Here is a 15,431-nt window from a genome sequence, read left to right as displayed (position 1 = left end):
ATGATGGAGACACAAATCGTTATTGGAGTACCTGGTTTATGGAAAGATAGAACAGAATTAATACAAGAAGTTGTGAGTAAAAGTAACTATATATTAGCGGGAAATGTTATGCACCATAAGGAGAAAGAGATTGGCTTTGAAATTGATATATATGAACAAGACCCTTCTTTGAGAGAGGCTTTCTTCTATGCAGGTGGTGAGCGTTTTGATGAAGAATTGCTTCAGGAGTTGGAGAAGCATACTTATACAGTGTATGTTATTGCAAAAGTTGACGATACAGAGAGATTACAAGAAGTAATTGATGTAGGAATGGAACTTTTAAATGCAGGTGGACTTGCTTTAAAAGTTGAAACAGCAGGTGTGGCTTATTCGAAAGAAGAATGGCAAGAGCTTGCAGAGAATAAGGAAATATTCCCGATGTATTCGCACCTTGTAACTTTAGTCGGAGATGAAGAGGACGGTTACTATTCATGTGGAATGCAAGCATTTAATCTACCAGACGTTGTTTTAGACGGAGGGATAGATCCGGAAGTAGCTGTAGATTTATTAAATGATTTTAACCTACATAATATATTGGAAAAACCTAATTTGAAAGATGGAGATACAATTAGTTTCACAGAAGATGCTCCAGTGTATCTTTTATCTCATTATATAGATGAACGTTATGAACAAGAGGATCCATTTTATAATCCATGTGGGGCATGGAAGTTAGAGAGTGCTTCGTCAAAGAAATCTATATTTCAAAAATTGAAGAGTATGCTAAGAGGATGAAGAAATACATAAAAGAGCAACTACGCATATGTGAAAAATATGGGGCGGAGTATGTAGAATCACCAGATAACTTTAAGTTAGGGATAGCGCAAAATGTGAAAAGTAGTACCGTTCCAATTAATGGGTTACGAATGCCTATAGAAAACGGAACGACAGGTTGGTACATTTGGGCTGGTGAAGAAATGGGGACAGAAGAAGATTTCTTTCTTCCTTTACACGTTCAACATATTGATGAATGGGCACCTGAAATAAAGAAGTATTTAGGGTTACCACCTGGTTGGAGATTTTTAATTGCTGGAGATTACGAGGACGTGTGGTATGATCCGAATTTGTTTGATGAAGATTTAGAAGAGGATGCAGATGAATGGGAAGAAAATATGCTACAAGAGTATGGATGGTACATGCATAGCATATTAGCAGAAGATATTGATGGCATCCATGCTAATTATCATACGCATGGTCTAAGAGATAACTTTAATCATCAAGATTTACAAATAGCATTAAATATGGATCCTGAAGTCGCGCATAGTGTTTTTTGTACCATAATAGAAGAAATAAAGAGAGGAAAAAAGTTTGAACAAGGGATTGAGTATACGAATATTATTGAAGGATATTCCATTATTATGAAGTCTTTTGTAGAGATGGATCGAGAAGTTTTGAGGGTTTTATTACCTGATGAAAGAGGGATTCTTCCTACTAGGCCAGAGTGTGATGAATGTTATAAGACTCAATTGGATGATATTGAGGAGAGTTGATAAAAAAGAGCTTGAAACTATTGAAGTGACCCCTAAAAGTTAGACACGGTTATTTCATTAGGCAGCTTGATAAAAGTGAGTCCGGTATTGTACCGGGCTCATTTTTAATTTTGCCTTAATCCGTTTCGTATTATAATAATCTATATATTTTTCTAATTCTATTTTAAAGTGCTCTACATTTTCAAATTCTTTTATGTAGAGGAACTCCGACTTCATAATCCCAAAGAAATTTTCTATTACTGCGTTGTCGTAACAGTTTCCTTTTCGAGACATACTCTGGACGATAGCTCTTGATTCAAGTGTCCGGACGTACTGTCTCATTTGATAATGCCATCCTTGATCCGAATGCATCAGTAGCTGGTGGGTTTCGGGTAAACGTTCCAATGCTTTCTCTAACATGTCTGAAACAAGCGAATACGTCGGTCTAGAACCAATTGTATAGGTAATAATTTCACCATTATACAAATCTAATACAGGTGATACATACAGTTTTTCTCCAAACAATTTAAACTCTGTGATGTCTGTTACCCACTTTTGATTCGGTGCATCTGTATGAAAATTACGCTCTAAAATATTAGGTGCAATTCTACCGACTTTTCCTTTATAGGATTTATATTTCTTCATACGCACAACACACTTTAACCCAAGCTCTTTCATAATGCGCTGAACCTTCTTGTGGTTCACTTTCTGGCCACGATTCGTTAATTCATCACGAATGCGACGGTAACCATAACGACCTTCATTTTCCTCATAAATCGCTTTAATCTCAGCTTTCAAATCGGCATCTACATCTGGACGATTCATTTTCTTTACTAAATCATAATACGTGCTTCGAGGAATAGTAGCTAGCTCCACGAGTGCTTTGACCGAATATTTATGCCTTAATTCATAGACTACTTGCGCTTTGTCTTGTTTTGTGATTTTTCCTTGTTTTGAACTAAGGCATTTAACTTTTTTAAGTACTCATTTTCCATCTCAAGCTGTTTAATGCGTGCTTCAAGTGCTTCGACTGACCCTTCAGCTAAAGGTTGTTTTAATTGTTTATTTGAATCTTTTTTCATGGATGGACGCCCCTTTTTCTTAGATTGAAGGGCATCAATTCCTTGTGTTTCGAGCTGTTTTTTCCAAACAGAAATCGTTGAAGGGGCAGGAATATTAAAGATAGCTGCCGTCTCAAATAAGGACATACCGTTTTCAATCATAAAGTTTAGTACGTCTAGTTTAAATTGTTGTGTGTAATTTGTACATCGTTTTAGAAAAGCTTCCAGACCATTCTGTTTATATTGGTTTACCCAATTCAAAATGATTGTGTCACTTATACCGAGCGATCTACCCAGTTCTCGATAACTTTCATTTCCGTTCAAATAACGTAGAACGATTTGTATTTTTTCATCAGCTGTAAATTTAGCCATAGAAAAACTGCACCTCCAATTGTTAGACTGTGTCTAACAATTGGGGTGCAGTTCACTATTCAAGCTCTTTTTTTATGACTATTTATGTCCTAAAATATGCTCAATCTCATGCAAACTTAATTTACTTGCCTTAGCAATCGTTTCAAGTGGTATACCAAGATCATACATATTTTTAATCATTTGAATTTTCCCCTGTTGAACTCCTTCTTTTCGACCTTGTTCAATGCCTTGTTCAATGCCTTGTTCAATGCCTTGTTCAATGCCTTGTTCAATGCCTTGTTCAATGCCTTGTTCAATGCCTTGTTCAATGCCTTGTTCAATGCCTTGTTCAATGCCTTGTTCAATGCCTTGTTCAATGCCTTGTTCAATGCCTTGTTCAATGCCCTGTTCAATGCCCTGTTCAATGCCTTTTTCAAGCCCTTTTTTAATTCCTTGTTCCATTCCTCTTTTTATTCCTTCTGTCTCTGCATGGGCGAATTTTGCTGCTTCATCCATTAAAACTTTCTCCCTTGCGTCATAGGCTTGCCGGAAAGAAGAATCTTGACTCATACGTTCCCATTTATTGATCGCTTTTTGTAAAATAGGATCTTGGTTCATAGCAATATCCTCCAATAGTTTAGTTAAGTGCTCATCCTCATTTGCTGAAAGCAATAAAAGCCAACGAACAAATGGATCTTTCCACGGATTTACTTTTTCTTCATGCCATTGTTCAGTTAACTTTGGAATTTCTATAATGTGGATTTCTATGTCTTCACTTAGGAGTTTTTGTTGTTGTGTATTCCATAATATGCTCGTTGTATGGAAGGCTGGGTGTTCCGAAAACATTACGAAGTTTAGTAAGTTTATGGTGATGGTTTTGTGAAGTGCACTGTAGGGCATCCCTTTTTGTAGTTGAGATGTGTATAGTCTTCCCCAATAATATAAACTGCGTTTAACCATATCGTGATTATTATTGAGTTGTATTTCTACATTAACTTTTGTTCCTGTGTCTAATGTCGCTGAAATGTCTAAAATAGATAACTTATCCTCTTCATATTCCCTGTGTAAATGTGGATCTTCTAGTTGTAGAGAAGCAATGGGCGACTCTAAAGACTCTTGTAACATAGCATTTAAAAATGCAATTAGAATATCTTCACTACCATTCGTACCAAACAATTGTTTAAATGCAAAATCAATGCGTAAATTAACTAACTGTTGGTTGAACAAAGTTTGTCCTCTCCCTTATATGAAGGTGCTTCTTTTCTTCATTGTACATAAAAAGAACTAGAGTATGCAAACAAGCCATTCTTCTATTTTTTAGTAGTGTTATTAGAATGTCACAGGTAAGTATGGTTATGTTATACTCTAGTGAAATTTAAAAAATATTTTTGTTTATATCGAGGTGAAGATGATACATATGCAAAAAGATATTTTAAAACTATTAGATAAAAAGCAAAGTAACTATGAATTTCCTGCATTTGATAATGAATATATGGATATTTCGCAAGTGAAATTCTCTCTTTTCTTTAAAGATACTAAGGATTGGTTAATGGTGTTTCAACTTGTTGGTGTAAGTTCATTAGGTGTATGTAATGATATTCAAGTATATGGAGATAGAATTACTCATTCAATGGGTGATGATTGCATTTTACAATTAAATGATGGCGATTATGAGTTGTTTGATGATGAAGGTGAATTTATACCGAATATTTATAACGGCAGTTTAAAAGTACGTGAGCATCATTTTGAATATGAATTTACAGAAGAAGAGTATGTGGATAATGGAATAGAAGTACAAACGGCAGAGCATTATCCAACATACTTCATGCGTATGCTTGCTACTAATGAAGAAGTTAGAACATTATTATGGTGGAGTAAAGAAGAGATTTTAGAAGAGTTCGGTTTAGAAGGTAATTGGGAAGTAGCGTATGAAACGGAAGAATGGAAACATGTTGAAGACGAAAAAGTAAGTGAAAATGAATTCTTCCAATCAGTAGCCGCTGCAATAGAGAAGAAAGATCCAAGTGTTATTGTGAAGAAGGATTCTAATACGCATTGGAGAAATTGGGTAGAGTTTGATTGTGACTGAAAAGGATAGGAGAAAGAATAATAAATGAAAAGAAGAAGAAAATCCGGGGGAAAAGTAAAAATGAATCGTTTTGCACTACCTCTATGCTACGGAAGTGAAGCACCATATTATTATTACGAGGTAGCGCCTCATGAAAGAGAGGGACGCTTCCATTTAACATCAGAAATTTGCGTAATGGACGATGAACATTACTTTATTAGAGGTTGTTTAGAGATTCCTATCATTGATTACCACGAAAATTTCATATGGACTGTGTGGGTATCGCTTAGTAAAGAAAGTTATGATGAAGTATTAGAAAAGTGGGATGAGAGAGGCCGAGAAAATAGTGATCCTTATTTTGGTTGGTTATCTGTAGAAATACCAGTTTATCCAGAAACATTAAATTTAAAAACAAATGTACATATAAGAGAAGTTGGAACGGCACCGTATGTTGAATTAGAGCCAACCGAGCATTCTTTAGCGATCGAACAAAGAAATGGAATTACTTTAGAGAGAGTTAAAGAAATACAAGAAATGATTCAACGACATAACTAGATTAGAAGAGAAAAAAACGAGTGCTAGCACTCGTTTTTTTATTACACAATCGCAGGATTATAAATCATCGTAAAGTGTCCTGGTAATAATTCAATGTGACAAGGTGTATGAAGCGAGCTTTCTCCATCTGTATCTACTTCTTTTTCTTCTTTCGTTTCAATATGAATGGATTTCGCTTTTACGTGGAAGATGTCATTTTCATTTGAGTCTTCAAACAGTTTCTTTCCGATGTAATCTTTAAATGCTTGAATACCTGTTGATTTGACTACGAAAATATCAAGTGTTCCGTCATCACATTTTACGTTCGGAATAAAGGATGGAATACCACCAAGATATTCACCATTTCCAACCATGACAAGGACAGCTTCGTCTTCATATACTTGTCCGTCATAAGTAATTTTTACCGGGAATGTTTCAGCATTTTTTACAGTTCGAATTGTACTTAAATAGTAACCGATTTTACCAAGCTTTGCTTTTTCTTCTGCATCGATATTGTTTGATACTTCAGATACGAGACCAATCCCCCAGAAGTTTAAGAAATGTTGTCCATTTGCTTTTGCAACGTCAACTGGTTTTATATGTTCTTTTGTAATAAGTTTTGCCGCTTCTGCAATGTTTTGCGGAACACCAAGTGTGCGAGAGAAGTCATTGCAAGTTCCACCTGGAATAATTGCAAGTGTAGGTCTAGTTTCGAGAGGTGCTAAGCCATTTGTGCATTCAAATACTGTTCCATCACCACCAAAGACGATAATTAAATCTACTTTACTAGCAAACTCTTGGCAATATTTTGTTGCATCACCTTGTTTTTTCGTATGAAGGATATGTAGATCAGGAAAAGCTGCGGCAAGAGGTGGTACGATTTTTGTTAAATTTGTATGTAAGTCACCTTGACCAGCTTTCGGATTTACGATGAGGAGTACTTTTTCAAATTTTGTCTTTGTCATTTTTATTCTCTCCCTTTGTCTTTTACGAATCGTGATAGAAAATAAACTTCCATCAGTAATTGATGGAAGCTTATTTTATTATATTACTCCGTTACAACTGAAGCGATAAATGGTAAGTTACGATATTTCTCAGCACAGTCGATACCGTAGCCAACGATAAATTCGTCTGGAATTTGGAAGCCAACATATTCAGCTTTTAAGTCCACTTTACGGCGTTCTGGTTTATCAAGTAATGTACAGAACTTGAGTGCCTTTGGTTTATGCATAAAGAAGTGGTCTTTTAAGAAATGAAGTGTTAAACCAGAATCGATAATATCTTCTACAACAATTACGTTTTTTCCAGTAATGTTTACGTCGATATCTTTTAGGAGTTTCACTTTTCCTGTCGTTTCTGTTTGATTTCCGTAACTAGATGCAGAAATGAAGTCAATTGTTACATCGTTTTTAATGTGACGAATTAAATCAGCAGCAAATACGAATGAACCTTTTAATACTGCGATAACTACGATTTCTTCTCCCTCAAAGTCACGTTCGATTTGAAGTGCTAATTCTTTCACTTTTGCTTGTAATTGTTCTTCAGAAATTAAAGTGTCTTTTATTTCAATATTCATTGTAATCCTCCTACAGTGTAAAACTTGCGAACATTTCGACTGTAAAGGATAGAATAGAAAAAGTCAAAGAAGATAGTAATTTTTTACAAAGACAACGACAAAATCATCTGATGATATGATATACTAAGCATATTGAGAAAACGCTTCCATAAAGGGTGAATATGATGAAGAAGAAACAGTACACAAGTGTAACATTTATAAAAGCATTACTTTTAACAATTGTTCTTGGCCTGTTGGCTTACGTAATTGATGTACCTGCGATTCGTATTTCATTAATTGGAATGACTTTAGTGTTAGGAGCAATTTCGCACGGTATGATGTCGCAGCTAAAAGAAGCTGGACTTGATGATATGAGAGATCATATAGATAACAAGTAAGAAACCTTCATTATATAGAGTGAAGGTTTTTTTGTTTCTTACAAAAATGTAAGGTAGTTGTAAGGCAAATCGATAGTTGCATAATAGCATTTTGGATAAACTATGGGTGTAAGGTAAAAGGCAAGCATATTTTAGGTAAATTAAGTTTTAGGCACTCTATATGTGAAAAAGGAGTAGGAGGGCATGGAGAAACGTTGGACGACCTTTTCTTTTTTAGCGACTAGTAACACCGTAATGCTAGATGGAAAAATGGATTTTTTGCACTTGTTTGATCGTGAAGATGATCATTCTTCTTCTAAATTTACAATGAAATGGAATAAATGGAGCGAAAGTTGTAGGTTTGAAGAAGAGGCCCCTAACGAAGAGCAAAAGATTATTTTAACAAACCCTATTAAAGCGTGGGTTGTTCAACGTCGTAAGTGTAACGTCAAAAATCACTTCAAGAAAACTGAGCCGAGACAATTAGTTATCGCTCCGGCCCATTCTACTTCCAAATCACGCGAAAGTAACATGTAAATATTGAGACACACACCCGAAAAAACATCGTACATATTGCGATGTTTTTTTCTTTTTCTACAATGAAATCTTTAAATGAAATATATTTCATCTGCATCTTATATTTATATCTCTTGCTTATTCTAGTAATACATCCGATGCGAGTTGATGTGAATAAAATATAAGGAGAGAATGAAGATGAAAAAGAGACTATTACCAATTTGTGCAATGGCACTTTTAACAGTAGGATATTCTTCAGTAGCGAGTGCGGATACTGGAACAGTAACAAAGGAAGAAGAAGCGCAAGTACAACAAGATAAAGCTAAAAAAGAAGAAGCAATTAAGGAACAGCAAAAAAATGAAGTAGAGAAAAAACAAGCGGCACAAGTACAAGAAAAAAATGATATGGCTAAAAAAGAGGAAGCAATAAAAGCTGAGAAAAAGAGTGAAGAAGAGAAAAAGAGAATAGCGCAAGAACAGTTAAAAAATGATATGGCAAAAAAAGAAGCAGCGATAAAAGTCGAGCAAAAGAATGAAATAGCTAAAAAAGAAGTAGCAAAGCCAGTTGTACAAGGTGAAAAATTACCAAATACAGCATCAAATAATGTAGCAATGATGGGATTAAGTGCATGTCTTGTAGCGATAGGTACATTATTTGGTTTGAATCGTCGCAATAAGGTTAAAGTGTAAATAAAATATTTTCCTATAAAGAATGGGATAATTTCATATATTAAAAATGGTAGGTTACTCCTACCATTTTTTGCATGGAGGGATGAAGAATGAAGTTACTCAATTATATCGGTATCATATTGATGGCTATTGGGCTATTCATGGGATCCTATTACGCTGTGGAATGGTATAAAGGAAAAAGCTCTGCTCAAGAATTAACGAAAGAAGAAATAAAGAGCCTTAAAAATATACAAGATACTCAACTTTCTCATGAAACACCTGTAACTTCTCAAATACCTTCTTCTCAAACAGAACATAAAGAAGGTGAAAAGGTAGCGATGTTAAACATACCGAAAATAAAGAAGAAGTTTTCTATATATTGGGGAGCGGATGATGCGACTTTGAAAAAAGGAGTTGGTATGTTTGTTAGTGATTTAACGACAACCCCATCTGGAGGAGGACATACTGTACTGAGTGGACATCGAGATACTGTATTTACAGATTTAGGAGAGTTGAAAGAAAAGGATACTCTTGTTTTAGAGTATGATAATAAAACGTACACATATGAAATTCAAAAGACATGGATTACTCATGCGGATGATCGTACTGTTATTATAAAAAAAGAAGAACCGATATTAACACTGACAACTTGTTACCCATTTGATTATATAGGGGATGCACCAGATAGATATATTATCGAGGCGACGTTAACTGGCAGTTATTCAAAGTGAAATTATAGTTTCTGAAAACGGGAGGGGGATATATCAGTTATGTCAAAAAACATTTTAATTGTTGAAGATGAAGACATATTACGTGAAATATTAAAAGATTATTTTTTAAGTGAGCAATATGTAGTGTTTGAAGCGAGGGACGGGAAAGAGGCTTTAGTTGTATTTGAAGAAGAAGAGGTTGATTTAGTTATTTTAGATATTATGTTGCCAGAACTCGATGGATGGTCTGTTTGCCGAAGGATTCGAAAGACGTCCGAGGTGCCTATTATTATGCTAACGGCGCGCGTAGATGAAGACGATACGTTACTTGGTTTTGAACTTGGGGCAAATGACTATGTGACGAAGCCGTATAGTCCGCCAATTTTATTAGCAAGAGCGAAAAGGTTGTTAGAAAGCAGAAAAGTGACAAAGCAACTTTTAGAGAATGAAGATGATACATTATCGATCCACGATATTCACGTTCATTTTCCGTCGCGCACTGTTACGGTAAATCGAACTGATATTAATTTAACGCATACAGAATTTGAAATATTAGCGTATTTCATGAAAAATCAAGGAATCGTTTTAACGCGAGAACAACTCATTTCAAGAATTTGGGGATATGAATTTGCTGGTGATGATCGAACGGTTAATAGTCATATTCGTAATTTAAGAAATAAATTAGGAGAGAAAGCAAAGTACATTACAACTGTAGTACGCACAGGTTATAAATTTGAGGGCAATGTATGAGGAAAGGAATTGTACTAAAATTATTTACTCTTACAACAGCATTGTGCATGTTGATTTTAGCGACGATATTTATTGGACAAACGATATTTTTTAAACAATATTATGCGAATCGAAAAGTGGAAGATATTAAAGTGAATTTAAATTCCTTTGGGAAGAACTATTTAAATCATGCAGGAAATGCAGAAGAAATTCAGAAACTAGAGCAAGACTTTTTAAGAGAAAATAATACGTGGATTACGACATTAGATAAGAACGGGAATTTAAAACATGCAGATGATTTTTATTTTGAAGTAACGATAGATCGTAGGCAACAAAAGAGCTTTGGACAACAAATATTCAAAATTCCCTTAGGTAATCTCGTCAATATAGAGGAGATTGATAATAAATTATCAGAGCATTTTTTAGGGCAAGAAATTTATTTTTCTGGAGTGAGAAAAGAAGATAGTTTTATTCCATTCTCTTTTTCTTTATCTAAACAGAATTTAAGCGGATCTAATAAACCGCTAGAAAAAGCATTTAATGAGAAAATGAGAAAATTATATGAGGAGAAAAAGAAAGCAACCGGGGAACAAGTTGTTAAGGAGAAGAGGCCAGCCGTTCAGGAGCAAGCTGCCCAAGAACCAGATGTTTACATAGGAGGGCGTGTTACGAAAGTACAGTTTCCAGATGTAAAAGGCCCCGTAAATCCAATTTATAAAAACTCTTTATTTTTGGATAGTATAAAAGAATTTCAAACGGATGTATTACTAAAAGAGAGTAATCAAATAGAGTATTCAACAAAGACAATGGACCATGAAAAGAATGATATAAAATATAAATTATTAATGAAACCAATAAAAGAAAAAGATGGATCAGTAACATATATTTATGCGATGGCTTCTTTACAGCCCGTAGATGAAGCTGTACAAATGGTGCAAGATTATTACATCTATATCATTGCATTTGTAGTCGTTCTTATTTTTTTAGCTTCGTTTTATTATTCAAAACAAATTGCAAAACCGTTATTAAAAATAAATGATACGACGAAGAAAATAGCACAATTAGATTTTACAGAAAAAATACCGATTACTTCAAAAGATGAAATTGGAGATTTATCGAAAAATATTAATGTGCTATCAAATAAACTCCATTCGCATATTGGGCAGTTAGAAGAAGATATTGAAAAGGAAAGAAAGTTAGAAAAGACGCGAAAAGAATTCATTTCTGGTGTTTCACATGAATTAAAAACACCGCTAAGTATTATGAAAAGCTGTATTTCTATTTTAAAAGACGGGGTAGCTGAGCATAAAAAGGATTATTATTTTCAGGCGATGGAGAGAGAAGTAGACAAAATGGATACGTTAATTTTGGATATGCTTGAGTTAGCTAAATTTGAATCTGGTACATATAAAATGAAAAAGGCTTCGTTTTATATTGATACAGTAATTGAAGACATATGTGAACATCTATCTGTGGAAATAGAGAAAAAAGAGCTTCGTGTTCATAAAAATATATGTTCATTTGAAGTGATTGCAAATCAAGGCCGGATTGAACAAGTCATCGTGAATTTCATTACGAATGCCATACGTTATACACCAAATAAAGAAGATATTATTATTTCTACAATAGATGAGAAGGATCGTATAAAAGTGTGCATTGAAAATAAAGGTACTCACATTGAAGAAGAACAATTAGATAAAATTTGGGATCGTTTTTATCGAGTGGATACAGCTCGTCAGCGTTCACAAGGTGGGACGGGGCTTGGGCTTGCCATTTCAAAGAATATTTTAGAACTACATGATGCTGAATATGGGGCAGGAAATACAGAAGATGGTGTGTTATTTTATTTCTATTTACCGAAAAAAGCGTAGAAAATATGATCTACGTTTTTTTAAATTATTTTCATATTATCTTTACCTAATCTTTATTTTTAATCAGTATAATTTGTTTAGAATATGAGGTTATGTAAGGAGTCGATGAACCGTGCATAGCAATTGGCTAAGTATAATGGTATTTATTTTCTTTTGCGCATTTATTGTATTTTTAATTAATATTACGATATGAAAAAAGAGCGCTCATTAAGCGCCCTTTTTTTGTGTATTCATTTGATAAGCACTGATGCTTTTGAATAAGCGTGGTGAAGTGATAAATAAAAATATAAGTAAAACGGTACATAGAATATAGGAACCAATCATTGTACTGCCGTTAAATATTAAAGAATATAGGAAAGCCGACTGGCCTTTTGGTGCATATTGTCCCCAGAAAATGATACCAGCGATAAAGTGACAGAAGTAACGAGCTAGACTACCGATAAAAGTAGCGACGATAATGTATCCAATTACTTTCTTTCCTTGGTTTTGTTTTGATGAAGGTTTGTCTTTACGGCTACCTAAATTTGATTGCTCTTCGCTATTATTATTGGAAGTTAAAAGTGCTTTTTGAATTGGACGATAGAATAACCCAGCAAATCCAATGAATGCGAAAGCAACGAAGTATTCAATTAGTACTTGAATTGGTGTGACGATAATGGCATCGCCTACGACAATTTGTAATAATCCCCAAATTAAGCCTCCTAAGAAAGCCATTTTGAAGCCCCAGCGGTATGCGATAATAAAAATAGGAATCATAGCAAATGAAATGGAACCGCCTGTTGCTGATATTTTGATTGAAAGTGGTAAAATATCGATGACCAAGGCGAAGGCTGCAAGAATAGCAGATTCGATCATCGCTTGTAAATTGGTGTTACGCATGTTGTCTCCCCCTAAATCCAAGTTGTACAAAAAAGAATAGATATCATAGGAGGATACGAAATACGTAAATAAAAATGAGGTATGTATTTCGGACGTTTGCACAATCCCTGCGTTAGCATTAACTAACAGGTTCGAAGGGTCGGAACGAAGTGTTCCCTCTCAGCGGCATGGCTCCCCCAGTGATAACGAGATTCTTTATTTGCTATTGTTTATTGTAAGCGAAATGGATGAGAATGGCAAACAAATGCTGTATGACAATAATTGAAATAGAATTGTAGCGAAATGTTAATAAATATGAAGCAAAAGGGTATAGTACAAGAGAAATTGGGTGTGGTATAATTTTTTTGAAAATAATTATCATTCTCTTCTGAGGGGGAAGGTTATGAGCTTAGTAGATATTAAAATTGGAGAGAAAGTGTTAGTAAAAAGTATTCAGTCTTTAGATCAGCTATTAAAGCGTAGACTAGCTGCTTTCGGTCTTGCGGAAGGAAGCGAACTTCGCTTGAAACAGAAAGCGATGTTCAAAGGTCCTTGTACATTGGAGTGTCGTGGACAGTTAATTAGTATTCGTCATTGTGACGCGAAAATGATAAAGGTGGAATTAGCGTGAATAAGGTAGCTTTGCTAGGGAATCCGAATACAGGGAAGACATCATTATTTAATGCACTTACTGGTTCTTATGAATACGTAGGAAACTGGAGCGGTGTAACAGTAGAAAAAAAGGTTGGTAAATTAAAAGATAGACAAGGAACATTAATTGATTTACCAGGTGTGTATGATTTAAATCCAGTTTCACGTGATGAAGGTGTTGTAACAAACTTTCTATTAACAGAAGAATTTAATCATATGTTAAATATCGTAGATTCTTCGCAGTTTGAGAGAAATATGCATTTAACGTTGCAATTACTTGAATTTGGTAAGCCGGTCTCAATTGGTTTAAATATGGTTGATGTGGCGAAGCAAAGAGGAATTGTCATTGATGTAAAACGATTATCAGAACTATTAGGTGTAACAGTCGTTCCTGTCGTTGCAAGAAGTGGAAAAGGTTGTGAAGAACTACTTACGACTCTTAAAGAAAATGACAAAAAAGAGAAAAAGCCATTCCTTATTTCATATGGTGTACAAATGGATGAAGGAATTGGAGAAGTAATTGCTCTTTTAGAGACAGTGAATTACGAGCATCCGAGATGGTTAGCTCTTCAATTTTTAAGTAATAACGAAGTAGTAGAAAAAGAAATGAAAGCATTACCAATTTATAAGGAACTCATAGCCATTCGATCTCGCTTAGAAGGAAAACTTGATTGTACGTTAGAAGAGCACATTTACAAAACTCGTGAAGCGTATATTGAAAAGTTAAAAACAAATGTTATGAAGCATGAGAAAGAAGGAAAAATTCCTTTTTCAGAAAAAATTGATAGATTAATTACACATAAAATTTTAGGACTTCCAATCTTTTTAGCAGTTATGTTTTTTATTTTTCAGGTTACGTTTACGTGGATTGGTACACCTTTATCGGATATGTTAGATGAGTTTTTTGGTGGTCAGCTTACGGATTGGGTGACGGCTGGACTTACAAGTATTGGAGCTTCTGATTTTATTCAAGCACTCGTTACAGAAGGTATTATTGCCGGTGTTGGTGCTGTATTAGTATTCGTACCACAAATCTTTGCACTATTCTTTTTCATTTCATTATTAGAAGACTCAGGATATATGGCGCGAATTGCAGTTGTTATGGATAGAATTATGGAGTTTTTCGGCTTAAACGGAAAAGCTTTTATTCCGATGATTATCGGTTTTGGATGTAACGTTCCAGGTATTATGGCAGCGAGAACGATTGAACAGGAGAAAGAGCGCTTACTTACAATTTTAGTAACACCGTTTATGTCTTGTTCAGCACGATTACCTGTATATGCATTATTTGCGGGCGTATTCTTCCCGCATAGTCAGGCGACTGTTGTATTTTCTTTATATGTTGCAGGGATTGTTCTTGCGTTATTAGTTACAAAAATTATGTCTCTTACGATTTTAAAAGCGGAAAAATCTATTTTTGTTATTGAACTACCGCCTTATCGTGTGCCACAAGCGAAAACGTTATGGCTGAGCACGTGGGAGAAAGGAAAGGGATTTGTTCGTAAAGCTGGTACATTCATCTTTGGTGGTTCGGTTGTTATTTGGTTATTAAATTATGCAGGTCCATCAGGATTTGGCGTTGATATGGGAGATAGCTACTTAGCGATGATTGGTGGATTTATCGCACCATTATTTGCACCGCTCGGCTTTGGAACGTGGCAAGCTGCGGCATCCCTTTTAACAGGATTTTTAGCGAAAGAAGTTGTCGTTTCTACAATGGCAATTATTTATGCGGTTAAAGAAGATGTGCTTGGAAATGTAATGGGAGCACATTATACAGCATTATCAGCTTATGCATTTATGTTCTTTATTTTATTATATGTTCCGTGTTTAGCGACCGTAGCTGTTATTAAACGTGAAACAGGATCAGCGAAATGGACGATTTTCTCAGTCGTGTATCCACTCGTAGTTGCTTATGTATTAACGCTCATTATATACCAAGTTGGATCCCTACTCGGATTCTAGAAGGAGATGTA

At 34.9% G+C, this 15,431-nt stretch carries 17 protein-coding genes and 1 riboswitch; of the genes, 12 read left to right on the top strand and 5 right to left on the bottom strand.

The window, feature by feature from the left end; translation table 11 throughout:
- The first annotated feature begins 3 nt into the window (after positions 1-3).
- Positions 4-771, top strand: coding sequence for a DUF4261 domain-containing protein (locus AC241_RS23935; protein ID WP_050844620.1), 768 nt, complete (start codon positions 4-6; stop codon positions 769-771).
- Positions 768-1,526 (top strand): DUF4262 domain-containing protein, encoded by a 759-nt coding sequence (locus AC241_RS23930; RefSeq protein ID WP_050844619.1) that lies wholly within the window; start codon positions 768-770, stop codon positions 1,524-1,526. Before AC241_RS23935 ends, AC241_RS23930 begins: the two co-directional genes overlap by 4 nt.
- 57 nt (positions 1,527-1,583) lie before the next feature.
- Here the strand turns inward: AC241_RS23930 and AC241_RS33330 are convergent.
- Positions 1,584-2,938, bottom strand: a protein-coding gene (locus AC241_RS33330) for an IS3 family transposase (protein ID WP_098630116.1) whose coding sequence is annotated in 2 segments (ribosomal slippage) — positions 1,584-2,485 and positions 2,485-2,938 — 1,356 coding nt in all. Because the reading frame shifts where the segments join, the coding sequence is not laid out codon by codon here.
- A 78-nt stretch (positions 2,939-3,016) separates the two neighbouring features.
- Positions 3,017-4,144: an Rpn family recombination-promoting nuclease/putative transposase gene (locus tag AC241_RS23915; protein ID WP_050844618.1), complete on the bottom strand. Its 1,128-nt coding sequence runs from the start codon at positions 4,142-4,144 to the stop codon at positions 3,017-3,019.
- Between the two features lie 190 nt (positions 4,145-4,334).
- Between AC241_RS23915 and AC241_RS23910 the strand changes: the two genes are divergently transcribed.
- Together AC241_RS23910 and AC241_RS23905 are read left to right on the top strand one after the other, a co-directional pair.
- Complete coding sequence (locus AC241_RS23910) at positions 4,335-5,006, top strand: DUF7003 family protein (RefSeq protein WP_050844617.1); 672 nt, start codon at positions 4,335-4,337, stop codon at positions 5,004-5,006.
- Between the two features lie 24 nt (positions 5,007-5,030).
- Complete coding sequence (locus AC241_RS23905) at positions 5,031-5,540, top strand: DUF2199 domain-containing protein (protein ID WP_050844616.1); 510 nt, start codon at positions 5,031-5,033, stop codon at positions 5,538-5,540.
- A gap of 41 nt (positions 5,541-5,581) precedes the next feature.
- Here the strand turns inward: AC241_RS23905 and AC241_RS23900 are convergent, their stop codons facing one another.
- A complete protein-coding gene (locus AC241_RS23900) occupies positions 5,582-6,484 on the bottom strand; it encodes a diacylglycerol/lipid kinase family protein (RefSeq protein ID WP_016079945.1) in 903 nt (300 codons plus the stop codon).
- Positions 6,485-6,567: 83 nt separating this feature from the next.
- Complete coding sequence (gene hpt, locus AC241_RS23895; RefSeq protein ID WP_001019294.1) at positions 6,568-7,095, bottom strand: hypoxanthine phosphoribosyltransferase; 528 nt, start codon at positions 7,093-7,095, stop codon at positions 6,568-6,570.
- Positions 7,096-7,256: 161 nt separating this feature from the next.
- Here hpt and AC241_RS23890 point away from each other — a divergent pair, with 161 nt between their 5' ends.
- The 6 genes from AC241_RS23890 (at position 7,257) to AC241_RS23865 (ending at position 11,946) form a co-directional block, all read left to right on the top strand.
- Positions 7,257-7,472: a hypothetical protein gene (locus tag AC241_RS23890; RefSeq protein WP_002041936.1), complete on the top strand. Its 216-nt coding sequence runs from the start codon at positions 7,257-7,259 to the stop codon at positions 7,470-7,472.
- A 183-nt stretch (positions 7,473-7,655) separates the two neighbouring features.
- Positions 7,656-7,988 carry a hypothetical protein gene (locus AC241_RS23885; protein ID WP_029443492.1) on the top strand — a complete coding sequence of 111 codons (333 nt, stop codon included), beginning with the start codon at positions 7,656-7,658 and terminating at the stop codon, positions 7,986-7,988.
- Positions 7,989-8,165: 177 nt separating this feature from the next.
- The gene (locus AC241_RS23880) at positions 8,166-8,657 is read left to right on the top strand and encodes an LPXTG cell wall anchor domain-containing protein (protein ID WP_050844615.1); all 492 of its coding nucleotides are present in this window, start codon (positions 8,166-8,168) and stop codon (positions 8,655-8,657) included.
- 89 nt (positions 8,658-8,746) lie between these two features.
- Complete coding sequence (locus AC241_RS23875) at positions 8,747-9,367, top strand: class D sortase (protein WP_016079949.1); 621 nt, start codon at positions 8,747-8,749, stop codon at positions 9,365-9,367.
- A 39-nt stretch (positions 9,368-9,406) separates the two neighbouring features.
- Complete coding sequence (locus tag AC241_RS23870) at positions 9,407-10,096, top strand: response regulator transcription factor (RefSeq protein ID WP_016079950.1); 690 nt, start codon at positions 9,407-9,409, stop codon at positions 10,094-10,096.
- Complete coding sequence (locus AC241_RS23865) at positions 10,093-11,946, top strand: sensor histidine kinase (protein ID WP_050844614.1); 1,854 nt, start codon at positions 10,093-10,095, stop codon at positions 11,944-11,946. Before AC241_RS23870 ends, AC241_RS23865 begins: the two co-directional genes overlap by 4 nt.
- A gap of 207 nt (positions 11,947-12,153) precedes the next feature.
- Here AC241_RS23865 and AC241_RS23860 read toward each other — a convergent pair whose 3' ends face one another.
- Positions 12,154-12,825, bottom strand: a complete 672-nt coding sequence (locus AC241_RS23860; RefSeq protein WP_048565091.1) for an energy-coupled thiamine transporter ThiT — start codon at positions 12,823-12,825, stop codon at positions 12,154-12,156.
- A gap of 86 nt (positions 12,826-12,911) precedes the next feature.
- Positions 12,912-13,013: riboswitch (TPP riboswitch) on the bottom strand.
- A 194-nt stretch (positions 13,014-13,207) separates the two neighbouring features.
- On the opposite strand from AC241_RS23860, the gene AC241_RS23855 reads away from it, so the two are divergent.
- Entirely contained in the window at positions 13,208-13,435 is a 228-nt protein-coding gene (locus tag AC241_RS23855; RefSeq protein ID WP_000060512.1) for a FeoA family protein, read from the top strand.
- Positions 13,432-15,420: a ferrous iron transport protein B gene (gene feoB / locus AC241_RS23850; protein WP_043935219.1), complete on the top strand. Its 1,989-nt coding sequence runs from the start codon at positions 13,432-13,434 to the stop codon at positions 15,418-15,420. The genes AC241_RS23855 and feoB overlap by 4 nt, the downstream gene beginning before the upstream one ends.
- Positions 15,421-15,431 lie beyond the last annotated feature (11 nt).

This window comes from Bacillus thuringiensis (genome assembly GCF_001182785.1).
GTDB classification, from domain to species: domain Bacteria; phylum Bacillota; class Bacilli; order Bacillales; family Bacillaceae_G; genus Bacillus_A; species Bacillus_A thuringiensis_S.
The sequence above is the reverse complement of the archived record's forward strand: the minus strand, read 5'-3'. Positions and strand labels throughout refer to the sequence as shown.